The sequence below is a fragment of the Bradyrhizobium sp. USDA3516 genome (genome assembly GCF_057651995.1).
In genome coordinates this window covers 260,614-276,903 of the sequence record NZ_JBYGYN010000012.1, presented here as the reverse complement: position 1 = coordinate 276,903, position 16,290 = coordinate 260,614, and the positions used below count along the sequence as shown (strand labels likewise).

At 65.0% G+C, this 16,290-nt stretch carries 15 protein-coding genes and 1 pseudogene; 7 read left to right on the top strand and 9 right to left on the bottom strand.

The features are described 5' to 3' along the window. The first annotated feature begins 31 nt into the window (after window positions 1-31). The 3 genes from AC24YW_RS31955 to AC24YW_RS31945 all read left to right on the top strand — a co-directional run bounded on the left by AC24YW_RS31955 (window position 32) and on the right by AC24YW_RS31945 (window position 2,195). Window positions 32-586 (top strand): fasciclin domain-containing protein, encoded by a 555-nt coding sequence (locus tag AC24YW_RS31955; RefSeq protein WP_487486442.1) that lies wholly within the window; start codon window positions 32-34, stop codon window positions 584-586. A gap of 182 nt (window positions 587-768) precedes the next feature. Next, the gene (locus tag AC24YW_RS31950; RefSeq protein ID WP_487486441.1) at window positions 769-1,398 is read left to right on the top strand and encodes a cytochrome b/b6 domain-containing protein; all 630 of its coding nucleotides are present in this window, start codon (window positions 769-771) and stop codon (window positions 1,396-1,398) included. 14 nt (window positions 1,399-1,412) lie between these two features. Next, window positions 1,413-2,195 (top strand): molybdopterin-binding protein, encoded by a 783-nt coding sequence (locus AC24YW_RS31945; protein WP_487486440.1) that lies wholly within the window; start codon window positions 1,413-1,415, stop codon window positions 2,193-2,195. Window positions 2,196-2,302: 107 nt separating this feature from the next. On the opposite strand, the gene AC24YW_RS31940 is transcribed toward AC24YW_RS31945, so the two are convergent. Next, window positions 2,303-3,493, bottom strand: a complete 1,191-nt coding sequence (locus tag AC24YW_RS31940) for a YbfB/YjiJ family MFS transporter (RefSeq protein ID WP_487486439.1) — start codon at window positions 3,491-3,493, stop codon at window positions 2,303-2,305. Window positions 3,494-3,724: 231 nt separating this feature from the next. Between AC24YW_RS31940 and leuB the strand changes: the two genes are divergently transcribed. Both leuB and AC24YW_RS31930 read left to right on the top strand, forming a co-directional pair. Then, window positions 3,725-4,837 (top strand): 3-isopropylmalate dehydrogenase, encoded by a 1,113-nt coding sequence (gene leuB / locus AC24YW_RS31935; protein ID WP_487486438.1) that lies wholly within the window; start codon window positions 3,725-3,727, stop codon window positions 4,835-4,837. Between the two features lie 128 nt (window positions 4,838-4,965). Next, window positions 4,966-5,604, top strand: coding sequence for a DapH/DapD/GlmU-related protein (locus AC24YW_RS31930; protein ID WP_487486437.1), 639 nt, complete (start codon window positions 4,966-4,968; stop codon window positions 5,602-5,604). A 188-nt stretch (window positions 5,605-5,792) separates the two neighbouring features. Here the strand turns inward: AC24YW_RS31930 and AC24YW_RS31925 are convergent, their stop codons facing one another. Together AC24YW_RS31925 and AC24YW_RS31920 are read right to left on the bottom strand one after the other, a co-directional pair. Beyond that, the gene (locus AC24YW_RS31925) at window positions 5,793-6,194 is read right to left on the bottom strand and encodes a hypothetical protein (RefSeq protein WP_487486436.1); all 402 of its coding nucleotides are present in this window, start codon (window positions 6,192-6,194) and stop codon (window positions 5,793-5,795) included. A gap of 156 nt (window positions 6,195-6,350) precedes the next feature. Further along, on the bottom strand, window positions 6,351-7,139 hold the full coding sequence (locus tag AC24YW_RS31920; protein ID WP_487486435.1) for a hypothetical protein: 789 nt from the start codon (window positions 7,137-7,139) through the stop codon (window positions 6,351-6,353). 120 nt (window positions 7,140-7,259) lie between these two features. On the opposite strand from AC24YW_RS31920, the gene AC24YW_RS31915 reads away from it, so the two are divergent. Then, entirely contained in the window at window positions 7,260-8,294 is a 1,035-nt protein-coding gene (locus AC24YW_RS31915) for an aspartate-semialdehyde dehydrogenase (protein ID WP_487486434.1), read from the top strand. Between the two features lie 6 nt (window positions 8,295-8,300). On the opposite strand, the gene AC24YW_RS31910 is transcribed toward AC24YW_RS31915, so the two are convergent. The 4 genes from AC24YW_RS31910 to murJ all read right to left on the bottom strand — a co-directional run bounded on the left by AC24YW_RS31910 (window position 8,301) and on the right by murJ (window position 12,436). Continuing rightward, on the bottom strand, window positions 8,301-8,870 hold the full coding sequence (locus tag AC24YW_RS31910; protein WP_487486433.1) for a NifU family protein: 570 nt from the start codon (window positions 8,868-8,870) through the stop codon (window positions 8,301-8,303). Window positions 8,871-9,168: 298 nt separating this feature from the next. Continuing rightward, window positions 9,169-9,663, bottom strand: coding sequence for a universal stress protein (locus AC24YW_RS31905; protein ID WP_487486432.1), 495 nt, complete (start codon window positions 9,661-9,663; stop codon window positions 9,169-9,171). 106 nt (window positions 9,664-9,769) lie between these two features. Continuing rightward, on the bottom strand, window positions 9,770-10,822 hold the full coding sequence (trpS, locus tag AC24YW_RS31900) for a tryptophan--tRNA ligase (RefSeq protein WP_487486431.1): 1,053 nt from the start codon (window positions 10,820-10,822) through the stop codon (window positions 9,770-9,772). Window positions 10,823-10,903: 81 nt separating this feature from the next. Then, the gene (gene murJ / locus AC24YW_RS31895; RefSeq protein ID WP_487486430.1) at window positions 10,904-12,436 is read right to left on the bottom strand and encodes a murein biosynthesis integral membrane protein MurJ; all 1,533 of its coding nucleotides are present in this window, start codon (window positions 12,434-12,436) and stop codon (window positions 10,904-10,906) included. Between the two features lie 124 nt (window positions 12,437-12,560). Between murJ and AC24YW_RS31890 the strand changes: the two genes are divergently transcribed. Further along, a complete protein-coding gene (locus AC24YW_RS31890; RefSeq protein ID WP_487486429.1) occupies window positions 12,561-13,562 on the top strand; it encodes an adenosine kinase in 1,002 nt (333 codons plus the stop codon). A gap of 140 nt (window positions 13,563-13,702) precedes the next feature. On the opposite strand, the gene AC24YW_RS31885 is transcribed toward AC24YW_RS31890, so the two are convergent. Together AC24YW_RS31885 and AC24YW_RS31880 are read right to left on the bottom strand one after the other, a co-directional pair. Next, a complete protein-coding gene (locus AC24YW_RS31885) occupies window positions 13,703-15,397 on the bottom strand; it encodes an AMP-binding protein (protein ID WP_487486428.1) in 1,695 nt (564 codons plus the stop codon). 99 nt (window positions 15,398-15,496) lie between these two features. Next, window positions 15,497-15,999: pseudogene (locus tag AC24YW_RS31880) on the bottom strand (serine hydrolase domain-containing protein). Window positions 16,000-16,290 lie beyond the last annotated feature (291 nt).

Sequence of the window (16,290 nt, the reverse complement as noted above, 5' to 3'; positions counted from 1 at the left end):
GCCGGTCTCAATTCAATCGGGAGACTCTCTCATGTCGAATCGCATTGCCTATCTCGCTGCCGCCGCCTTCAGCGCCCTGGCCCTCACCGCGACCGTCGTCGCGCCGGTCAGCGCCGAGGAAAAGACCGTCATGGTCGGCGGCGCCGCGATGTACCCGTCCAAGAACATCGTCCAGAACGCGGTCAACTCAAAGGATCACACCACGCTGGTGGCGGCGGTGAAGGCCGCGGGCCTCGTGCCGACGCTCGAAGGCAAGGGCCCGTTCACGGTGTTCGCGCCGACCAACGCCGCCTTCGGCAAGCTGCCGGCCGGCACCGTCGACAATCTGGTCAAGCCCGAGAACAAGGCGACGCTGACCAAGATCCTCACCTACCATGTCGTGCCGGGCAAGCTCGCGGCGTCCGATCTCACCGACGGCAAGAAGCTGAAGACCGCCGAAGGCGAGGAGCTGACGGTGAAGAAAATGGACGGCAAGGTCTGGATCGTCGACGCCAAGGGCGGCACCTCGATGGTGACGATCACCAACGTCAACCAGTCGAACGGCGTGATCCATGTGGTCGACACCGTGCTGATGCCGGCGACGTAACACCGCGCGCGCCTGTTTCATCCCCGTACAGGACGTTCTCAGACCGCGAGCCGGGGATACCCGGCTCGCTGTTTTGTGACCACAATAGCCGTGCGGCATCGATTCGATGGCGGACGGGATGTAACGAAAGCCGAAACAAGGGCGTATAATCGCTGTCACACGACCTCAGAATGGAACCCGCCATGGCGAGCCTCACAGTCACCGACGAGCAGGTCACGGCCACCAAGTCCAAAGTGATCCAGCCGGCCTGGGTGCGGGTCATGCATTGGGTCAACGCTTTCGCCATGATCCTGATGATCCTGTCGGGCTGGCAGATCTACAACGCCTCGCCGCTGTTCGACTTCCGCTTTCCGCGCGAATACACGCTCGGCGGCTGGCTCGGCGGCGGCCTGCTCTGGCATTTTGCAGCGATGTGGCTGCTGATGATCAACGGCCTCGCTTATCTCGTCGCGGGCTTTGCCACCGGCCGCTTTCGCAAGAAGCTGCTGCCGATCACGGCATCCGGCGTGCTCCACGACGTCAGGGCTGCGCTGACCTTCAAGCTCGGTCATGACGATCTCACCGTCTACAATTACGTGCAGCGTCTGCTCTATGCCGGCATCATCGTGGTCGGCGTGCTGATTGTGCTGTCGGGCCTTGCGATATGGAAGCCCGTGCAGCTCTATTATCTCGTGATGCTGTTCGGCGATTATCCGGCCGCGCGCTATGTCCACTTTTTCTGCATGGCCGCGATCTGCGCATTCCTGGTCGTTCACGTCTTGCTTGCGCTGCTCGTGCCGAAGAGTCTGCGCGCGATGATCATCGGCCGTTGATTAGGAGACCCATCATGGCCAAGCGTTCCTTCCTGATCCCAGGCGTCGACAAGCGGCTGCTGATCAAGGATTCCATCAAGACCATGCCCGACGTCACCCGCCGCCGCTTCATCGCGGGCGGCGCCAGCCTGGGCGCGCTGACGCTGCTCACGGGTTGCGACGTGATCGATTCGTCCTCGGCGGAGACGATGCTGGCGAAGGTCTCGAAGTTCAACGACGCCGTGCAGGCCTTCATGTTCAATCCCGACGCGCTGGCGCCGACCTTCCCCGAAAGCGCGATCACGAAGCCGTTCCCGTTCAACGCCTATTACGATCTCGACGACGCGCCTGATATCTCGGCCGCGGATTGGAAGCTCGAGGTACGCGGCCTCGTCGACAACAAGAAGTCCTGGACGCTGGAGGAGCTCCATCGATTACCGCAGGTCACGCAGATCACGCGTCACATCTGCGTCGAGGGCTGGAGCGCGATCGGCAGCTGGACGGGCACGCCCTTGCGCGATTTCCTCAAGCTGATCGGCGCCGATACGCGCGCGAATTATGTCTGGTTCCAGTGCGCCGACAAGGACGGCTACAACTCGCCGCTCGACATGCGTAGCGCGCTGCATCCGCAGACCCAGATGACGTTCAAATACGCCAACGAGATCCTGCCGCGCGCCTATGGCTTCCCGATGAAGATCCGCGTGCCCACAAAACTCGGCTTCAAGAACCCGAAATACGTCGTCTCCATGGAAGTCACCAACGACTACAAGGGCGGCTATTGGGAAGACCAGGGGTATAATTCGTTCAGCGGGAGCTGATTGAGTCCGTCATTCCGGGGCTCGCGAAGCGAGAACCCGGAATCCATCGGGCCGCAGCGCTGGTATTGCGCGCCATAGCTCGCGCGACGCGCGTCCCGGAATGACGGTCAAGCTTTCGGCCCCACCTTGCGCTGGCACAGAGCCGCCACCGCGCCCAACGCCAGCAGCGCCGCCGACACATTGAGCGCGTAACTCAAGCTCCCCAGCGCATCGGTGATCGCGCCGACCGCGATCGGCCCGAGCGTCTGGCCGACGCCGAACGAGATCGTCATCGCCGCGATCGCGGTCGGCCACGTCTGCGGCGGATAGTTGAAGCGGACAAAGGCGGTGGTCGAGCCGACCACGGCGAAGAAGGCGACGCCGAACACGATCGCGGAGACCGCGAGCCAGGCCGGCGAATGCCCGAGCATTGGCAGGGCCGCGCCGAGCGCGTTGGTGCCGAGAATGATCGCGGTGGCAAGTCCGCCGCGATCGAGCGCCAGCACGCCGCGCCAGGCCCAGGGCGTCACGAAGGCGGATAGACCGATCAGCCCCCAGAACGCCGCCTGCGCCGCGGCCCCGCCGCCGCCGTCGCGAACATAGGCGATCATGAAGGTCATGTAGGCGATGTAGCCCGCGCCGAACAGGAAATAGCCGGCCAGATAAATCAGCACCGGCAGGACCGCGAACGAGGCATGATCGCCTTCCGAGAAGCGGACGCCGCTTTCGATGCGGATCAGGAACAGCGGCACCGTCATCGCGACCGACAGCAGCGTCAGCGCCCACCACACGATCCACCACGAGCCCGGCCCGAAATATTGCAGCGTGAACGGGGCGATCAGCCCCGAGGACAGAATGCCGATGCCGGGTCCCGCATAGAACAGGCTCAGCAGGAAATTGGCCCGCTCCGGCCGCGACTGCGCGATGGTGGCGGCGAGCGCGCCGCCGGCGACGAAGCCGGCCGCCGCGCCCAGGCCCAGCACCAGGCGCGCCAGGCTCAGCGCGACGAAATTGCCGGTCAGAGCGCAGGTCGCGAGCGCGGCGACGCAGGCCAGGGTTCCGCCGCGGATCGCGGCGGCCCAGCCGACGCGCCGGATCAGGCGGGACGCCACCAGCGCGCCCACGAGATAGCCGACGGCATTGATCGTGTTCATGAAACCGGCCGCCGAGTAGGACCAGCCGAGGTCCTCCCGCATATCAGGCAGCACCAGCGCATAGGCGAAGCGGCCGATGCCGAGCCCGACCGTCGCTGCCAGCGACAGGGTCAGGATCAGCCGCGCGGGGTGTGCGTCGGACGGGGCGCGGTCGGGTGCGTGCAAAGGGGATACTCCGGCACGCCCAGTGTGGCAGGCCCTGCCAGCCTTGCACAGCCGCGGCGCGGCAATGGTGTCTTGCCAAGCGCGCAACGCCGCTCTAGCACTCCGGCCGAAATTCACGAGATGCCGTCATGCCCGGCCTTGTGCCGGGCATCCACGTTCTTCGCACCGCGAGCAAAGGCCGTGGATGGCCGGGACAAGCCCGGCCATGACGAAACGGAGGAAGAAACGACCATGGCGACCCACAAATTGCTGCTGCTCCCCGGCGACGGTATCGGCCCCGAGGTGATGGGCGAGGTGAAGCGGCTGATCGACTGGCTCAATTCGGCCGGGATCGCCAGGTTCGAGACCGACACCGGCCTCGTCGGCGGCTCCGCCTATGACGCGCACAAGGTCTCGATCTCCGAAGGCGACATGGCCAAGGCCAAGGACGCCGACGCCGTGATCTTCGGCGCGGTCGGCGGCCCGAAGTGGGATGCCGTGCCTTACGAGGTGCGCCCGGAAGCCGGCCTGCTCCGCCTGCGCAAGGATCTCGCTCTGTTCGCCAATCTCCGTCCCGCCGTGTGCTACCCGGCGCTGGCGGATGCCTCGAGCCTGAAGCGCGAGGCGGTCGAGGGCCTCGACATCGTCATCGTGCGCGAGCTCACCGGCGGCGTCTATTTCGGCGAGCCCAAGACCATCACAGATCTCGGCAACGGCCAGAAGCGCGCCATCGATACCCAGGTCTACGACACCTATGAGATCGAGCGCATCGGGCGCGTCGCCTTCGAGCTTGCCAGGAAGCGCAAGAACAAGGTGACCTCGATGGAGAAGCGCAACGTCATGAAGTCGGGCGTGCTCTGGAACGAGGTCATGACGGCCGTCCACAAGCGCGAATACCCCGACGTCACGCTCGAGCATCAGCTCGCCGATTCCGGCGGCATGATGCTGGTGAAATGGCCGAAGCAGTTCGACGTCATCGTCACGGACAATTTGTTCGGCGACATGCTCTCCGACATCGCGGCGATGCTCACCGGCTCGCTCGGCATGCTGCCCTCGGCCTCGCTCGGCGAGGTCGACGTCAAGACCAAGAAGCGCAAGGCGCTGTACGAGCCCGTGCACGGCTCGGCCCCCGATATCGCGGGCAAGGGCCTCGCCAATCCCATCGCGATGATCTCGTCCTTCGGCATGGCGCTGCGCTATTCCTTCGACATGGGCGATCTCGCCGACAAGGTCGACCAGGCCATCGCCGCCGTGCTGGCCAGCGGCCTGCGCACCGCCGACATCAAGTCGGAAGGCACCATTTCGGCCTCGACCACGCAGATGGGCGAAGCGATCCTGAAGGAATTGCAGAAGCTGCACGCCTAGCCAAAAGCCATCGTAGGGTGGGCATAGCGTAAGCGTGCCCACCGCCTCTATCGCGATTGCCGAAAGATGGTGGGCACGGCGCAAGGGCGCCTTTGCCCACCCTACGGCGTCTTCACCGGAGCCGCCTCATGGATGCCTCACCCCGCCCCAAGATCGCGGAGACCATCATCCACGAGACGGTGCGCCTGCGCGAGGCGCAGATCGGGCGGCGCTGCGAGGTGCTCGCGGGCACGCGCATCGAATACGCCTCGCTCGGCGACTACTCCTATCTCGGCGAGAATTGCGACGTCGCCGACGCCGCGATCGGCAAGTTCACGGCGATCGCCAACTCGGTGCGGATCGGTGCGCCGAACCATCCGATGGGCCGTCCCTCGCAGCACCGCTTCACCTATGTCCCTGAATATTACGAGGCGGGCGCGACGCGCGATCGCGACTTCTTCGCAGGTCGGCGCGGCGATCGGGTGATCGTCGGCAACGACGTCTGGATTGGGCACGCCGCCATCCTGCTGCCGGGCGTGAGCGTCGGCGACGGCGCAGTGATTGCTGCCGGCGCCGTCGTCAGCCGCGATGTCGAGCCCTATACTATCGTCGGCGGCGTTCCGGCGCGTCCGATCCGCAAGCGCTTCGACGATTCCGTCGCCGCAAGCCTGCGCCGCATTGCCTGGTGGGATTGGCCGGACGAGTTGATCTTCGAACGCCTCGCCGATTTTCGTTCCGAGGCGATCGACGATTTTTGCCGGCGCTACGATCCTGCGGCGAATGCGTGACGTCCACGCATCTCAGCCAAGCAACAGGAATTGTAGAGTGGGCAAAGCGCAAGCGTGCCCACGCACTCTTCGCGATCGAGAGAGATGGTGGGCACGGCGCAAGGGCGCCTTTGCCCACCCTACGGCACCTCGCAACCACAAAAATGGCCGGGCGTAAGCCCGGCCTTTTGATTCGAAGATATTCCGCCTCAGTACAGCGGGAAGTTCTGCGGGTAGCCGCCGACATCCTGCGGCGGGGAGAGCGGCTGGCGGTCGATCGGACGGTTGAGGTTCTCGCGGGCGAAGGACGGATAGCCCACGGCCGGCGGGAAGGCGTAGTCGGTGAACTTGCGGTCGCCCGGATTGACCTCGGTGCCGCCGTCGAGCCAGGAGCGCTTGCTCACATAGATGCGGGTGCGGCCCTGCTGGTAGACCGCGTTCGGGCCGCTCGGGCCGTAATAGGGCCGGCCGCGATCGTCATAGCGCTGCTTGGTCCTGGTGTCGGCAGAAGCCGGTGTCGCGAACGCGATGGCCATTGCGGCGCCCACCGCAAGCAATGTCGCCAGTTTGTTCGCGGCCAAGTTGTTTACACCAGCAAATTTCAAGCTCATCACGTCCCCTTCAGGCGGCAGGCCGCCAGTCGATTTCGACCCATATTAGCCCGGCCGGGGCGGAGGCAACTAGGTCAATTGGGTCACACCAGCTCGGAATAATCGAGCGCGCCGGCAAAAGTTGCATGCAAACCAGCCACTTGAGCTTGATGCAGATCAGAGCGCTCCGCGCAATTGCGCGTTCGCCGCGCCCAGCAGCCAGTCCGGCGATCCCTGGGGGGCACAGCTGCGGCGCCTGAGCTCGGCATGGGCGAACAATTCCGCCAGCCTCGGCTCGTTGCCCGAGGCCAGCAGCGTCAGCCGGTTCAGCGTGCAGGCGATCGCCGCGCGGCGGGCTGGCAAGCTGTCGCCTTGGCAGGAGAAGCCGGAAATCTGCAAGGCGGGCTCCTCAAAGCGCTTGAGATAACCGAGGCAGGACCGCGTCCCAACAGCTGCGCCGACCGGCCGGAACAGGGCCACCGGGCCGAATTTGCTGTCGATCAGGCCGGCGTGCTCGAACGGGGCATCTGCACCCAAGCCCATCCGGGCAGCCAAGCCTGCTGCCGCCGGCCGTGTCACGTCGAATTCGGCGCCTTGGCGGTAGATCTCGAGCTCGGCCACCGGCTTGTCCGCCATGTCGGTCCAGCGCAGCACGTCCCTGCGGCCGCCCTCGGGATGCCGAAAGATGACGTAAGAGGCTGATCTATCTGATAAATCGGTACGGCTGGCGGCGAAGGCCGGGTGCGAGCGGTCGGCGATGCTCCAGCCGGGCCTGTCCGCGGGACCATCGCCGCGCAGGTCGGGCAGCTGCCCCAGCGCCGCCAGGGCGAGGATGGCAAACAGGGCGAGCGCCCCCACATAGGCGACCAGATGCGCGAGCGTGCCGACGACCTCGTCGGCGACGGCCAAGAGCGTCAGCTGGATCTGGGTAGGGCTAACGGCCGTGCTGGCCTCAGGCGACTGCATCCACCACGGCCTTCAGGCATGGTCTTAACGTTGTCTTGAGGCCGGTTCTCGCATAGAAGCGCTGCTCTTCCTGTTTAAGCGTCAGCTTCGGGAATGGGCTTTTTCATCGGAGAGTGAACGATGGGTTACAAAGTCGCAGTCGTCGGCGCGACCGGCAATGTCGGTCGGGAAATGCTCAACATCCTGGATGAGCGCAAATTCCCCGCGGACGAGGTCGTGGCCCTGGCCTCGCGCCGCAGCGTCGGCGTCGAGGTCTCCTATGGCGACCGCACCCTGAAGGTCAAAGCGCTCGAGCATTACGACTTCTCCGACGTCGACATCTGCCTGATGTCGGCGGGCGGCTCGGTGTCGAAGGAATGGTCGCCGAAGATCGGCGCTGCCGGCGCTGTGGTGATCGACAATTCCTCGGCCTGGCGCATGGATCCGGACGTGCCGCTGATCGTGCCCGAGGTGAACGCGGCCGCGACCGAAGGCTTCAAGAAGAAGAACATCATCGCCAACCCGAACTGCTCGACCGCGCAGCTCGTGGTCGCGCTCAAGCCGCTGCACGACAAGGCGACGATCAAGCGCGTCGTGGTCTCGACCTATCAATCGGTGTCGGGCGCCGGCAAGGACGCGATGGACGAATTGTTCTCGCAGACCAAGGCCGTCTACACCAATGACGAGCTGGTCGCGAAGAAATTCCCCAAGCGCATCGCCTTCAACGTCATCCCCCACATCGACGTCTTCATGGAGGACGGCTACACCAAGGAAGAGTGGAAGATGATGGCGGAGACCAAGAAGATCCTGGATCCCAAGATCAAGCTCTCCGCCACCTGCGTGCGCGTGCCCGTGTTTGTCGGCCACTCCGAGGCCGTCAACATCGAGTTCGAGAATCCCATCAGCGCTGACGAAGCCCGCGAGATCCTGCGCAAGGCGCCAGGCTGCCTCGTCATCGACAAGCAGGAGCCCGGCGGCTACGCCACGCCGTACGAGGCGGCCGGCGAGGACGCGACCTACATCAGCCGCATCCGCGAGGACGCGACCGTGGAGAACGGTCTCGCGCTGTGGTGCGTGTCCGACAACTTACGCAAGGGCGCCGCCCTCAACGCGATCCAGATCGCCGAAGTGCTGATCAACCGCAAGCTGATCAGCGCCAAGAAGAAGGCGGCGTAAGGGCGCTTACATCGGCCGGACTTCGACCACGTCGGGCACGAAGTGCTTGAGCAGGTTCTGGATGCCGTGCTGGAGCGTCGCCGTCGATGACGGACAGCCGGAGCAGGCGCCCTTCATGTTGAGATAGACGATACCGTCCTTGAAGCCGCGGAAGGTGATGTCGCCGCCGTCATTGGCGACCGCCGGCCGCACGCGGGTCTCGATCAGGTCCTTGATCATGTCGACGGTCTCGGCGTCGGCCTCGTCGAAGAACTCGTCCTCGTCGTCGAGCTCGGCCTCGCCGGTGGCCGTGCCGTCGGCAAGCAGCGGCGCGCCGGACATGTAGTGCTCCATGATGGCACCCAGGATCGCCGGCTTGAGCTGCTGCCATTCACCGCCCGCTTTGGTCACGGTGATGAAGTCCGATCCGTAGAACACGCCGGTGACGCCGGGCACCTCGAACAGCTTTTCGGCGAGCGGCGAGCGCGCTGCCGATTCGCGGCTCGAAAATTCCATCGGGCTGCCGTCGACCACGACGCGGCCGGGAATGAACTTCAGCGTGGCGGGATTGGGGGTGGCTTCGGTTTGAATGAACATGGTTTTCTCCAGACGTCGCCGGTTCAAGGCCGGCGCGTGCCCTATCCCCTAGCAGATGGCGACGGCGAACGCACGGTCAAGGGGAGACGGGATATTAGCTCAGAAAAATCAGTGGGTTGGTCTTAACCCTCCCCTGGAGGGGGAGGGTCGATCGCGCAACGCGCGAGGGGGGTGGGGTGATCTCTCCCCACGGGCAGTGTCGGATGTTGAGAGACCGTCACCCCACCCCGTCTCACGCCTCGCTTCGCTCGACATGAGCCGACCCTCCCCCTCCAGGGGAGGGTAAGAGGCACCGCCGCTACGACAGCAAATCCACGCTCTGGTCGCTCAGCGCGCCCGAGATAATCGTCACCGGCACCGGGAACGTGCCGAGCGCATGCGCGAGCAGCGAAACCAGCGGTCCCGGACCCTCTGCGCCAGGATTGGCGGCGAGCACCAGCATGGCGATATCGGGATCCTCGTCGATCACTGCGAGCAGCTGTTCCATCGCGCTGCCTTCGCGGATGACGCGCTCCGGCGTGATGGCGGCAATGCCGTTGGCTCTGCCGGCGGCGCGGTCGAGCGCGGCTTCGGCTGCCTCCTGCGCCTCGGCCCGCATGATGTCGGCAACACCAAGCCATTCCTGGCTCTGCTGTTCCGGCTCGATGATGCGCAGCATCACGACGCCACCGCCGGCGCGGATCGCCCAGCGGCTGGCATAATAGACGGCGCGATCCCATTCGGCGCTGTCGTCGACGATGACGAGGCATTTGGGCTTGTGACCCGGCTCGTAGCAAAGTCGCTTGCTGGTCATGCATGTCCCGGATTGTGCAGGGCGCGCATGCTGCCACACTCCCGCAATGTTTGGGAGAGGCGAAGCGGCCGGCGCCGTGGCGCCAGCCGGCCTTGCGAAGCGCGCCTCAGCGCCGGCGGATGAAGCCGACGATGTCCTTGGTGAGCTTCATGGTCTCGTCGGCGATCGCGCGCGCCCGGTCGGATCCCTCGTTCAGGATCGCGTCGATATGGCCGGGGTCGGCGACGAGGCGCTTCATCTCGCCGGCGATCGGCGCGAGTTTTGTCACGCACAGCTCCGCCAGCGCGTTCTTGAAGCTGGAGAACTGGCCGCCGCCGAAATCGCGCAGCACGTCGGCCTTGGAGCGGCCGGACAGCGCCGCGAAGATGCCGACGAGATTGTCGGCCTCGGGCCGCGCTTCCAGGCCCTTCTCTTCGGTCGGCAGCGGCTCCGGATCGGTCTTCGCCTTGCGGATCTTCTGCGCGATGGTGTCGGCGTCGTCGGTGAGATTGATGCGCGAATTGTCCGACGCATCCGACTTCGACATCTTCTTGGTGCCGTCGCGCAGGCTCATCACCCGCGTCGCCGGACCCGTGATCAAGGGTTCCGGCAGCGGGAAGAACAGACCGTCATTCGTGCCCTGCGCGCGGATGGAATCGCCGAAATCATTGTTGAACTTCTGCGCGATGTCGCGCGAAAGCTCGAGATGCTGCTTCTGGTCCTCGCCCACGGGAACGTGAGTGGCGCGGTAGAGCAGGATGTCGGCCGCCATCAGCACGGGATAGTCGAACAGGCCCACGGAGGCGTTCTCGCGGTCCTTGCCGGCCTTCTCCTTGAACTGGGTCATGCGGCCGAGCCAGCCCATGCGCGCGACGCAGTTGAAGATCCAGGCGAGCTCGGCATGGCCGGAAACCTGGCTCTGGTTGAACACGATGTGCTTCTTGGGATCGATGCCGGCCGCGATGAACGCCGCGGTCACCTCGCGGGTGTTGCGCGCGAGCTCGACCGGCCCGCCCCAGACGTCCACCCCTTGCGTGATCGCGTGCATGTCGACGACGCAATAGATGCAATTGTGGGTTTCCTGCATCTTCACGAAGTTGACGATGGCGCCGAGGTAATTGCCGAGGTGCAGATTGCCCGTCGGCTGGACGCCCGAAAAGACCCGTTCAACGAATGGCATGGTCAGCCTTCCCATAGGTATTCGGCCGTCGTTTCCAACAGCGGCGCTGCCCCGTCAAGGGTATTTCGCCGAGGACGTGGTTCAGCCGGGTCGTTTCAGCGCGTTAACCGCCTCGCGCCAGGAGGCGGCACCGAGGATCTGCAGCAGCAGGCCGTAGACGGCGATTCCGGCCGCGATCTGCACACCCAGCGCGATGAATCGGATCAAGCCGTGGCTCTCGGCAGGTACGAAGCCCGAGGTCAGCCAGAGCAGGGCGCCCATGGCGATCGCGGCCAGCACGATCCGCGGCAGTCGCGTGCGGGCCGCCGCGTCGATCGAGAAGCCGAACTCGCGCGTGCCCTTTCGGAGCAGCGAGAGCGCGCTACTCCAGGCGCCGGCGGCGATGCTTGCGGCGATCCCGCTCGCGCCGAAGGCATGACCGAGCAGCAGCGCGAGTGCGACGGTCACCACGAAGCCTGTTACGGTCGCACGCAACGGCGTCATCGTGTCGCTGCGGGCATAGAAGGCCGGCGAAAGCGCCTTGATCAGCACATGCGCCGGCAGGCCCAGCGCCAGCCACATCAGCGCGCGCGCGGTGGCCGCGCTGTCCGCAGCGCCGAACGCGCCATGCTCGAACAGCAGCCGCACGATCGGCTCGGCGAGCACGATCAGGCCGATCGTGGCCGGCAGCGCCAGCCCGGCCGCAAGCTCGAGCGCCCGGGATTCGGCATGGGCCACCGCGTCGCGATCGGAGCTGGCGACGGCGCGCGTCAGCTCCGGTACCAGCACCGTGCCCATGGCGACCCCGACGATGCCGAGCGGCAGCTCGATCAAGCGATTGGCGAAATAAAGCCACGACACCGCCGACGGCGTCGCGGACGCGATGATCGCGCCTGAAACCATCAGCCATTGCGGCCCCGAGCTTGCGATCATGCCGGGGATCGCCTTGGCGAAGAAGCCGCGCATCTCAATGTCGAAACTGGCGCGCAGCGGCGTCGCCAGGCGCGCGCTTCGCTGCGACAGCAGCATCAGGAGCTGCAGCAGGCCGGCGAGGCCGACCGTCGCCGCCAGGATCCACGCGGCGAAACTCGCCTCTGTATGCCAGACCAGCAGCATCGCGATCGCGGCGATCAGCGCAATGTTGAACAGCAGTGGCGAGAACGCCGTCAGCGCGAAGCGTCCCTGCGCATTGAGCAGCCCCATCAACACGGTGACGGGACCGGCGAAGGCGAGGTAAGGCAGCATCAGCCGCGCGTTCTGAACCGCGAGATCGAGCGTGCCACTGCCGAGGAATCCTGGCGCGATCACCGTCATGATCAGCGGCATCAACAATGAGATCAGGAGTGAGATCGCGATGAGGGCCGTGCTGACCGTGCCGAGCACGCGCCCGGCGAACGCCGCGGCCTCCGCCGCCCCGTCGCGGTCCCGCACCCGCAGCCAGGCCGGGATCAGCGCCGCGTTCAGCGCGCCCTCGCTGAGCAGCCGCCGCACCACATTGACGAGCTGGAACGCCGCCAGAAACGCATCCGCCACGGCGCCGGTGCCGAGCAGCGCCGCAATCAGGGAATCCCGGGCGAAACCCAGCAGGCGCGAGGCCAGCGTTCCCGTCGAGACGGTCAGGAAGGAGCGGATCATGCTCTCGAAAATACCGTTGCTTGCCCGCAAAGGCCCGGTCGTGATAGGCCGCGAGCTTGGATTTCAGGCCGACAGGAAGCGGATTTCCGGTTAGATCGCAATCCGGCAAACAGGATCAAGGTGAATGGCTGACGTGAAATATGACGTTCTCGGCATCGGCAACGCGCTGTTCGACGTGCTGGTTCGGACCGACGAGGCCTTTCTGGCCAAGCATGGCATGGCCAAGGGCAGCATGTCGCTGATCGACGAGGCACGCGCCGCCGCCATCTACAAGGACATGGGTCCGGCCACGGAAGTGTCGGGCGGCTCGGCCGCCAACACCATCGTCGGCATCGGCAGCCTGGGAGCACGCGCCGCCTACGTCGGTAAGGTCAAGGACGACCAGATCGGCAAGCTCTACGTGCACGACATCCGCGCTGCCGGCGTTGCCTTCAACACGCCCGCCGCCAAGGACGGCCCCGCCACCGGCTGCTCCTACATCCTGGTCACCGATGACGGCGAGCGCACCATGAACACCTATCTCGGCGCGGCGCAGGATTTGTCGCCCGCCGACATCGATCCGGCCGAGATCGCTGCTGCCGGCATCGTCTATCTCGAAGGCTATCTCTGGGACCCCAAGAACGCCAAGGAGGCCTTCGTGAAGGCGGCCAAGATCGCGCATGACGCCAAGCGTAAGGTGGCGCTGACGCTGTCGGATTCCTTCTGCGTCGATCGCTATCGCGATGAGTTTATCTCGCTGATGCGGGGCGGCACCGTCGACATCGTGTTCGCCAACGAGTCCGAGCTGCACTCGCTCTACATGACCTCGGACTTCGACACCGCGCTGAAGCAGCTGCGCAACGACGTCAATCTCGGTGTCGTCACCCGCAGCGAGAAGGGCTGCATGGTGGTGTCCGTGGAAGACGCGGTCGCAGCGCCGGCCTTCCCGGTCGACAAGGTGGTCGACACCACCGGTGCCGGCGACCTCTTCGCCGCAGGCTTCCTCTACGGCCTCGCGCGCAACTTCGGCTACAAGCAGTGCGGCGAGCTCGGCGCGCTCGCCGCCGCCGAAGTCATTCAGCACATCGGCGCCCGCCCGCTGGTGTCGCTGAAGGAGCTGGCAGAGCAGCGCGGGCTGACGGGTTAGGGCGCGTCTCTCTCCTCGTCATTGCGAGCGTAGCGAAGCAATCCAGTCTGTCTCAGCGGAAAGATTCTGGATTGCGTCGTCGCACCAGCGCAAAATTGCTTCGCAATTTTGTCGCGGGCTCCTCGCAATGACGATGCTCCTCACGCCGTCTTTGCCGCCTTCAATCCCAGCCGCTGCTCGACGGCCTCGCGCATCAGGAATTTCTGGATCTTTCCGGTCACCGTCATCGGAAACTCGTCGACGAACTCGACGTAGCGCGGGATCTTGTTATGGGCGATCTGGCCCTCACAGAAGGCGCGTACTTCCTCAGCCGTCAGTTGCTCGCCCGTTCTGACGCGAATCCAGGCGCAGAGCTCCTCGCCATAGCGGGTGTCTGCGACGCCAAAAATCTGCACGTCCTGGATCTTGGGATGACGATACAGAAACTCCTCGATCTCGCGCGGATAGAGGTTTTCGCCGCCGCGGATCACCATGTCCTTGATGCGGCCGACGATGTTGCAATAGCCCTCGTCGTCGATGGTGGCGAGATCGCCGGTGTGCATCCAGCCGTTCGCGTCGAGCACGTCGGCGGTCTTCTCCTTCTCGTCCCAATAGCCCAGCATGATGCTGTAGCCGCGGGTGCACAGCTCGCCGCGTTCGCTCCGTTTGACGACCCTGCCCTCGAGATCGACGACCTTGACCTCGACATGCGGATGGATTCGCCCGACGGTGGAGACGCGGCGCTCCAGCGGATCGTCCACTGCGCTCTGGAAGCTGACGGGGCTGGTCTCGGTCATGCCGTAGGCGATCGTGACCTCACGCATGTTCATCTCGGTGTTGACGCGCTTCATCACCTCGATCGGGCAGGGCGCGCCGGCCATGATGCCGGTCCGCAGCGATGCCAGGTCGAAGCTGGCGAATTCGGGGTGATCGAGTTCGGCGATGAACATGGTCGGCACGCCGTAGAGCGCCGTGCATTTCTCCTGCTCGATGGTGCGCAGCGTCGTGAGTGGGTCAAAACCCTCGCCGGGATAGACCATTGCAGCGCCGAGCGTCACGGAGGCGAGGTTGCCCATCACCATGCCGAAGCAATGATAGAGCGGCACCGGAATACAGATGCGGTCCTGCTCGTTGAGGCGCATCGCGCGGCCGACGAAATAGCCGTTGTTGAGGATGTTGTGGTGGGTCAGCGTCACGCCCTTGGGTGATCCGGTCGTGCCGCTGGTGAACTGGATGTTGACGGGATCGTCGAATTGCAACTCTCGGCCGAGCGCGGCCAATTGCTGACGGTGCCGGTCGCCGCCCATCTGCGCGACCTCGTCGAAGGCAATCGTGCCCGGCGCGGCCGGGCCGCCGATCTGGATGACATTGCGCAGGGCCGGCAGCCGTGCCGCATGCAGTTGTCCGGGCCTGGCCGATGACAGCTCCGGCAACAGCGTGTTGAGCATCTCCATGTAATTGCTGGTCTTGAACGCCGTCGCGGTGACGATCGCCGCGCAGCCGACCTTGCGGAGTGCAAATTCCAGCTCGCTCAGGCGATAGGCAGGATTGATCGTGACCAGGATCAGGCCGGCCTTGGCGGCGGCGAACTGAGTCAGCGTCCATTCCGGCCGGTTCAGCGACCAGATGCCGATTCGCTGGCCCCGCTCGAGCCCGAGCGCGAGAAAGCCGGCGGCGAGCGCATCGACCCGTTCGGCGAATTCCGACCAGGTCCATCGCACGCCGTGGCTGGGCGAGATCAGCGCCTCGCGATTTCCCCAGCGCTGCGCGGCCTGATCCAAACTCCGGCCGATCGTGTCGCCGAGCAGCGGCGCATCCGAGATGCCGCAAACGTAACTGTCCGCTTTATCTGACACGTCGAAATCCTTTCGTCATGGAATGAGCAGCTTGATCCTCTTCGGTTGGCATGGCCGGGATGAGCCCGGTCATGCCGCGTGGCGAGAGCACTCAGACCCTCACGCCGCCTTCTGCCCGCTTCCGGCAGCATCGAGCCCGGCATAAACGCCGCGCTCGAAGCCTGCGAACGCCTCCAGGCATTTCGCATCCGCGAACGGCAGCAGCTGCATCAGGATCACGCCGGTGACGTCACGCGCCGGGTCGATCCAGTAATAGGTGTTGGCGAGGCCGGCCCAGGCGAGGCTGCCGGCGCTGCGGCCTTCCGCGGTCCTGGCGGCGGATTGGCGAGCTCGGGCAAGACATCGCCGATCGGCGCATCCAGCGACAGCCTGCCCTGCTCGACCAGCTGCATGGCGCCCGCTGTCGTCACCGCCTTCGTCATGGAGGCGATCCAGAACACGCTGTCGACGCTCATCGCATCGGGCTTGGACAGATTGCGCTTGCCGAACGCGCCCTGATACAGCACGTCTTGACCGCTGGCCGCGATGGCGACGACGCCGGGAATCTCCTTGGTCTCGCTCTTCTGACGCAGAATCTCGTCGATCTCGGCTTTACTTTGCATGGCGTTTCCTCGGGTTTGATTATTGTTGGAAGCGATCGATTGTCCTCCCGGATGTCCGGCGCGGCAAGCGCCATCAATCTACCTGCGCCGGTCGCGATGTCGTGACTTGACGGCTCTGGTCCCAGGCACGACGACAACGGGACTGAACCGCGGCGCTTGCTCACAATCTGCGGTGGATTGCCGGACTTCGTCCTCACCCTGGATGGGCTCGAGGCGATATGGTTCGTGAGTTTCGACGCTTGAAACATTTCGTGAGCTGCCGCGTTCAGCACCCGGTCCGGTTCATGGACC

Bases quoted from the DNA above. Each gene is read 5' to 3' on its own strand.
- AC24YW_RS31955 (WP_487486442.1), top strand. From the start codon at position 32: ATGTCGAATCGCATTGCCTATCTCGCTGCCGCCGCCTTCAGCGCCCTG.
- AC24YW_RS31950 (WP_487486441.1), top strand. From the start codon at position 769: ATGGCGAGCCTCACAGTCACCGACGAGCAGGTCACGGCCACCAAGTCC.
- AC24YW_RS31945 (WP_487486440.1), top strand. From the start codon at position 1,413: ATGGCCAAGCGTTCCTTCCTGATCCCAGGCGTCGACAAGCGGCTGCTG.
- leuB (WP_487486438.1), top strand. From the start codon at position 3,725: ATGGCGACCCACAAATTGCTGCTGCTCCCCGGCGACGGTATCGGCCCC.
- AC24YW_RS31930 (WP_487486437.1), top strand. From the start codon at position 4,966: ATGGATGCCTCACCCCGCCCCAAGATCGCGGAGACCATCATCCACGAG.
- AC24YW_RS31925 (WP_487486436.1), bottom strand. From the start codon at position 6,194: ATGAGCTTGAAATTTGCTGGTGTAAACAACTTGGCCGCGAACAAACTG.
- AC24YW_RS31920 (WP_487486435.1), bottom strand. From the start codon at position 7,139: ATGCAGTCGCCTGAGGCCAGCACGGCCGTTAGCCCTACCCAGATCCAG.
- AC24YW_RS31915 (WP_487486434.1), top strand. From the start codon at position 7,260: ATGGGTTACAAAGTCGCAGTCGTCGGCGCGACCGGCAATGTCGGTCGG.
- AC24YW_RS31910 (WP_487486433.1), bottom strand. From the start codon at position 8,870: ATGTTCATTCAAACCGAAGCCACCCCCAATCCCGCCACGCTGAAGTTC.
- AC24YW_RS31905 (WP_487486432.1), bottom strand. From the start codon at position 9,663: ATGACCAGCAAGCGACTTTGCTACGAGCCGGGTCACAAGCCCAAATGC.
- trpS (WP_487486431.1), bottom strand. From the start codon at position 10,822: ATGCCATTCGTTGAACGGGTCTTTTCGGGCGTCCAGCCGACGGGCAAT.
- murJ (WP_487486430.1), bottom strand. From the start codon at position 12,436: ATGATCCGCTCCTTCCTGACCGTCTCGACGGGAACGCTGGCCTCGCGC.
- AC24YW_RS31890 (WP_487486429.1), top strand. From the start codon at position 12,561: ATGGCTGACGTGAAATATGACGTTCTCGGCATCGGCAACGCGCTGTTC.